The sequence below is a fragment of the uncultured Bacteroides sp. genome (assembly GCF_910578895.1).
In the GTDB taxonomy this organism is placed as follows: domain Bacteria; phylum Bacteroidota; class Bacteroidia; order Bacteroidales; family Bacteroidaceae; genus Bacteroides.
Window position 1 is genome coordinate 1 of sequence record NZ_CAJTSC010000090.1, and the last position, 5,909, is coordinate 5,909.

Below are 5,909 nucleotides of genomic sequence, written 5' to 3' on the forward strand. Positions count from 1 at the left end.
AAGAAACAAGAAGACTTCACAACAGATATTATGGCAAAACCATGAGAAATGCTGTTCGTAAGCTTCGTGCTACTACAGACAAAGCTGAAGCAACAGCTATGTATCCTGGTATCACAAAGATGTTGGATAAGTTGGCTAAGACTAACGTAATCCACAAAAACAAAGCCAACAACTTGAAGTCGAAATTGGCAATTTATATCAACAAGCTTGCTTAAGTTGATAAGTATTACAAAATATATAAGAAGCCGGATTTTTCAGTCCGGCTTTTTTCTTGTATCCTCTTCTTTACCCTCCTCTCCTGCCCTCTTGCCCTCTTGAAACAAATAAATCCTTACGGTGCTAAAAAAGCTGTAAACAGCCCAAATTTATCAAAGCGGTTGACGTGTTATATCAAGGATTTTCACTATTTTTGCTCTGTTATTACAATAAGAGATATTAGATTATGACTGAAGAAGAAAAGATAAACGGCGAAAGTAATTATTCGGCGAGTAACATCCAGGTACTGGAAGGTTTAGAGGCTGTACGCAAGCGCCCTGCCATGTATATCGGCGACATCAGTATCAAGGGACTTCATCACTTGGTTTACGAAGTTGTGGACAACTCAATCGACGAAGCGCTCGCCGGTTATTGCGACCACATCGAGGTTACCATCAACGAAGACAACTCGATTACCGTACAAGATAACGGACGCGGTATTCCGGTAGACTTTCACGAAAAAGAGCAGAAATCGGCTCTCGAAGTTGTTATGACCGTGTTGCATGCCGGTGGTAAATTCGACAAGGGTTCTTATAAGGTTTCCGGCGGTCTGCACGGTGTCGGCGTATCTTGTGTGAACGCGCTGTCCACACACATGACGACCCAAGTTTTCCGCAACGGAAAAATCTATCAGCAGGAATATGAATGCGGGCATCCGCTATATTCGGTAAAGGAAGTGGGCACTACCGACATTACGGGTACGCGCCAACAGTTCTGGCCGGACGGCAGCATCTTTACCGAAACAATCTACAGTTACGATATTTTGGCAACCCGCATGCGCGAGCTTGCCTATCTGAATGCCGGAATCAAGATTACATTGACCGACCTCCGTTTAAAAGAGGAAGACGGAAACTTCAAGCAAGAAGTTTTCTATTCGGAAGAGGGCTTGAAGGAGTTCGTACGTTACATTGATTCTTCCCGCGAACACTTGGTGAACGATGTCATCTACATCAATACCGAAAAGCAGGGCACGCCGGTAGAGGTAGCCATCATGTACAATACTTCCTACAGCGAGAACATCCACTCTTATGTAAACAACATCAATACCATCGAAGGTGGTACCCACCTGGCAGGTTTCCGCCGTGCACTGACCCGTACATTGAAGAAATATGCCGAGGACAACAAGATGCTGGAAAAGGCGAAAGTAGAGATTTCCGGTGACGACTTCCGCGAAGGGTTGACCGCAGTTATCTCTATCAAGGTGTCCGAACCTCAGTTTGAAGGACAAACCAAAACCAAACTCGGCAACAACGAGGTGATGGGAGCCGTAGACCAAGCCGTGGGCGAAGCCCTCTCCTACTATCTGGAAGAGCACCCCAAAGAGTCCAAAGTGATTGTTGACAAGGTGATACTGGCAGCACAGGCACGCGTGGCAGCACGCAAGGCACGTGAGTCCGTACAGCGCAAATCACCGATGTCGGGCGGCGGTATGCCGGGCAAACTGGCGGATTGCTCCAGCAAAGATCCGGAAGAATGCGAATTGTTCCTTGTCGAGGGTGACTCGGCAGGCGGTTCTGCCAAACAAGGGCGCAACCGCGCTTTCCAGGCTATCCTGCCGCTCCGTGGTAAGATTTTGAACGTAGAGAAAGCCATGTGGCACAAGGCATTCGAAAGCGATGAAGTAAACAACATCATCCAGGCCTTGGGCATCCGCTTCGGCGTAGACAGTGAAGACAGCAAAGAAGCCAACATAGATAAGCTGCGTTACAAGAAGGTGATTATCATGACCGATGCCGACGTCGATGGTTCACACATCGACACGCTGATTATGACGCTCTTCTTCCGTTACTTCCCGCAGGTGATACAGCAGGGCTACCTGTACATCGCCACTCCCCCGCTCTACCTCTGCACCAAAGGCAAAGTGAAAGAGTACTGCTGGACAGACCAACAACGCCAGAAGTTTATCGACACGTATGGCGGCGGTTCGGAAAACGCAATCCATACCCAACGCTACAAAGGTTTGGGTGAAATGAACCCGGAACAGTTGTGGGAAACAACCATGAACCCGGAAAACCGCATGTTGAAACAAGTGCATCTTGAAAATGCAGCCGAAGCCGACTACACGTTCTCCATGCTGATGGGTGAAGACGTAGGTCCGCGCCGCGACTTTATCGAGAAGAATGCAACGTATGCAAACATAGACGCTTAAACAATAATTCAATAACCAACCTCACATCTTACAACGAAGAAGCTCCGGACAAGCAGGACAATCCTGCCGACCGGAGCTTTTCTTATATCAAGGTCTCCCAAACGGATCATGCACTATCTTTCCAGACACGTCTTCAATTAATCATATAATTCGCGTAGTCCGTACCTGAGAAACAAGCGCAAAGACTACAGCGTATTTTTCTTATGATTACCGCATAACCATTTCCTTCCTATATCATCCCCTGCTTCTTCAGCTCCTCGGCTGCCAGTTCCAGCTCGGCATACCAGTCCTCGCCGAACTTACGTATCAAAGGCTCTTTCAGAAACTTATATACAGCGACATCCTCTTTCTGTCCTAACAACACAGCCGCCTTGCAGACATCCCAACGATGATAGTTCACCGCCTTATAAGGACCGTAATCGCCCACCCGGATGGGATAAAGATGACAGGACACAGGCTTATAAAAATCCGTCTTGCCTTCGCGGAAAGCTTTCTCGATGGCGCAATAGCAACAACCTTTATCGTCATAGCAAGTAAAGACACAATCCTTATTATTGACAATGGAAGTCACCAAATCGCCTTCCTCGTCCGTGTATACCACGCCCTGCGCATCTATCACGGCACGCGCTTCCGGCGAAAGCTCCTCCCAAATCACAGGGAGCACCTCTTCCAGCTTCGCTATCTCCTCAAATTCCACCGGAGCACCGGCATCGCCCTCAATGCAACACTCGCCTTTACAAGCATCCAGGTTGCAAAGAAACTTCTCGCGCAGCACATCGAGACTTACAACCGTATCATCAATCTGTATCATTTCGTATATTTTTCTAATTGTCCAAATCTATCACATAACAGTCATCCACATAAAAAGTAGTACCTGCATAGCTATGAATTTCAAAAACAAAATAATTTGCAATTGCCGGAACTCTTATTGAATAATCAAAAGACTTCCATTCTCCTACAGTATCAGAAAAACCGGGAACTCCATAACCGCCCCCTCTTATGATATCCAATGTGTTCTTATCATAAAAAGTAGCCAAGACACTGTTTGAAATATTAGAAGAAGCATTCTGACGGAAATAGCAATACATCCTCGCTCCATTACCCGATTCTCCATCCATCAGATAATGATGGGCAATCCTGATACGATGTCCAGGCGTTACAGGCACCTTTTGGCTGACAAATGCAGTAATCCCCTTCTGCGGAGAACATAATTTGGCAGAAGCAATACCTTCATAAACAATCTTACGTTCCTCAAACACGCTTCCCTGATGCGAACGAAGAGACCATCCGCAGAGATAATCTACCTGTCCCACAGAATACCCTTCCCATTTTTCACAATTACCATTGACTAACAAATTCATGATTTGTGTCGATTTGTCCGGTATAGATTCCGCATCCTCCTCTATCTCTTTCACACAAGAAGAACCGAAAAGAGCCCAAAAACAGAAAAGGAGACAACAGGAATAACGCATAGAGTACTATAAAAGAATAGAGTGCATCAAAACCACAATAGTCGCCTATCAAGTTTCAACACACTCTACTTAAATTCTGAAAACTTTACTTTATCAAGTTCTTGCCTGTCATCTCCTCCGGCTGTTCCATGCCCAGGATATACAGGATAGAAGGAGCCACATCCGCCAATACGCCGTTTTCCACCTTGGCATCCTTGTTTGCCGTTACATAAACGAACGGAACAGGATTCAGCGAGTGAGCCGTATTCGGAGTGCCGTCCTCGTTCAGGGCATGGTCGGCATTGCCGTGGTCGGCAATGATGATTACCTCATAATCGTTGGCTTTGGCAGCCTCCACCGTATCTTTCACACACTCGTCGATTGCCTTTACAGCCTTCTCGATGGCTTCGTAGATACCCGTATGGCCCACCATGTCACCGTTCGCGTAGTTCACTACGATAAAGTCGAACTTCTTGGTGTTGATAGCCTCAACCAGTTTGTCCTTTACTTCGTAAGCACTCATTTCCGGCTTCAGGTCATACGTGGCAACCTTCGGCGACGGAACGAGAATACGCTCTTCCGCATCGTACGGAGTTTCGCGACCGCCATTGAAGAAGAATGTCACGTGAGCATACTTCTCCGTCTCGGCAATGTGGAGCTGTGTCTTGCCGTTGGCAGCCAGATATTCGCCCAACGTGTTCTGCACGTTCTCCTTATCGAAGAGGATATGCACGCCTTTGAAAGAAGCATCGTACGGAGTCATGCAATAGTATTGCAAGCCGGGGATAGTGTGCATGCCCTGTTCCGGCATGTCCTGCTGCGTCAGAACGACAGTCAGCTCTTTGGCGCGGTCGTTACGGTAGTTGAAGAAGATAACGACATCACCCTCCTTGACAGTACCGTCGCAGTTGGCGTTTACAATCGGCTTGATGAACTCGTCGGTCACGCCCTCATCGTAAGACTCCTGCATAGCCTGAACCATATCAGCTGCCGCCTTGCCCTCACCGTTCACCAACAGGTCGTAAGCCACCTTCACACGTTCCCAACGCTTGTCGCGGTCCATGGCATAGAAACGACCTACGATAGAAGCAATCTTGCCGGCAGACTGTTCGCAATGCGCCGTCAGCTGTTCGATAAAACCCTTGCCGCTCTTCGGGTCCGTGTCACGGCCGTCCATGAAGCAGTGGATAAATGTATTCTCAATGCCATACTCCTTTGAGATATCGCAGAGTTTGAACAGATGGTCGAAAGAGCTGTGCACACCGCCGTTGCTGGTCAGTCCCATGAAGTGGATGTTCTTTCCATACTCCTTGGCATAAGAAAAAGCGGCAACGATTTCCTTGTTCTTCAAGATACTGCCATCGGCACAAGCGCGGTTAATCTTCACCAGGTCCTGATACACGATACGTCCCGCACCGATATTGAGGTGACCCACTTCCGAGTTACCCATCTGTCCGTCGGGCAGGCCGACATTCTCACCGCTCGCCTGCAACTCCGAGTGCGGGTAAGCAGCCAGCAGGCTGTCCCAATAAGGAGTGGGCGTGTTGAAAATCACATCATCTTTGCCTTGATCGCCGACACCCCAGCCATCAAGAATCATTAAAAGGGCTTTTTTGCTCATAATTCAGTATTGTTTTTAATTGTACAAATCTCTTTCCTGCGGGGAAAAGGGGAAGATGTACGGACTATCCGCCGCGACGCTCCTACGGATATACCTTAAATGAAAGAAACAGAAAAGGTTCCAAGCGAAGCCAGCGGCACAACGGCACGCCAATCGGGGCTTTGGCACATCCACGTTTTCCCGCCTGCAAAGGTACAAAATAGCCGCCAAACTATTCCACTCCGAAAAGTAAAAATAACATTTGCCACACACGGCTTCATTTTCTCTCTTTCATTTTCCCTTTCATTTGCTGACAATCTGTATTTTCTGACAATCTGTATTTCCCGGCGCCGCAGAATCGCCTGTTTCCGCCCCGATGTGCTGCCCGCCGGAAAAAACGGAATGAGAAACGCTTATCTTACACACATACAGCGCGATAGCGAAATCCTTACAA

5 protein-coding genes are annotated in these 5,909 nt (G+C 47.7%); 2 read left to right on the forward strand and 3 right to left on the reverse strand.

Features of this window, described 5'->3' with window-relative positions; genetic code table 11:
• Both rpsT and gyrB read left to right on the forward strand, forming a co-directional pair.
• Positions 1 to 215: 30S ribosomal protein S20 (gene rpsT / locus QZ327_RS13905; RefSeq protein WP_294620269.1), on the forward strand; the 215-nt coding region annotated here is incomplete at its 5' end.
• Positions 216 to 442: 227 nt separating this feature from the next.
• On the forward strand, positions 443 to 2,404 hold the full coding sequence (gene gyrB, locus QZ327_RS13910; RefSeq protein ID WP_294620271.1) for a DNA topoisomerase (ATP-hydrolyzing) subunit B: 1,962 nt from the start codon (positions 443 to 445) through the stop codon (positions 2,402 to 2,404).
• A gap of 229 nt (positions 2,405 to 2,633) precedes the next feature.
• Here gyrB and QZ327_RS13915 read toward each other — a convergent pair whose 3' ends face one another.
• From QZ327_RS13915 to gpmI, 3 genes are all read right to left on the reverse strand, one after another.
• On the reverse strand, positions 2,634 to 3,215 hold the full coding sequence (locus QZ327_RS13915) for a DUF3109 family protein (protein WP_294620273.1): 582 nt from the start codon (positions 3,213 to 3,215) through the stop codon (positions 2,634 to 2,636).
• A gap of 13 nt (positions 3,216 to 3,228) precedes the next feature.
• Entirely contained in the window at positions 3,229 to 3,765 is a 537-nt protein-coding gene (locus QZ327_RS13920) for a hypothetical protein (protein WP_294620274.1), read from the reverse strand.
• A 196-nt stretch (positions 3,766 to 3,961) separates the two neighbouring features.
• The gene (gene gpmI / locus QZ327_RS13925) at positions 3,962 to 5,476 is read right to left on the reverse strand and encodes a 2,3-bisphosphoglycerate-independent phosphoglycerate mutase (RefSeq protein ID WP_294620276.1); all 1,515 of its coding nucleotides are present in this window, start codon (positions 5,474 to 5,476) and stop codon (positions 3,962 to 3,964) included.
• Positions 5,477 to 5,909: the final 433 nt, after the last annotated feature.

Bases quoted from the DNA above. Each gene is read 5' to 3' on its own strand.
- gyrB (WP_294620271.1), top strand. From the start codon at position 443: ATGACTGAAGAAGAAAAGATAAACGGCGAAAGTAATTATTCGGCGAGT.
- QZ327_RS13915 (WP_294620273.1), bottom strand. From the start codon at position 3,215: ATGATACAGATTGATGATACGGTTGTAAGTCTCGATGTGCTGCGCGAG.
- QZ327_RS13920 (WP_294620274.1), bottom strand. From the start codon at position 3,765: ATGAATTTGTTAGTCAATGGTAATTGTGAAAAATGGGAAGGGTATTCT.
- gpmI (WP_294620276.1), bottom strand. From the start codon at position 5,476: ATGAGCAAAAAAGCCCTTTTAATGATTCTTGATGGCTGGGGTGTCGGC.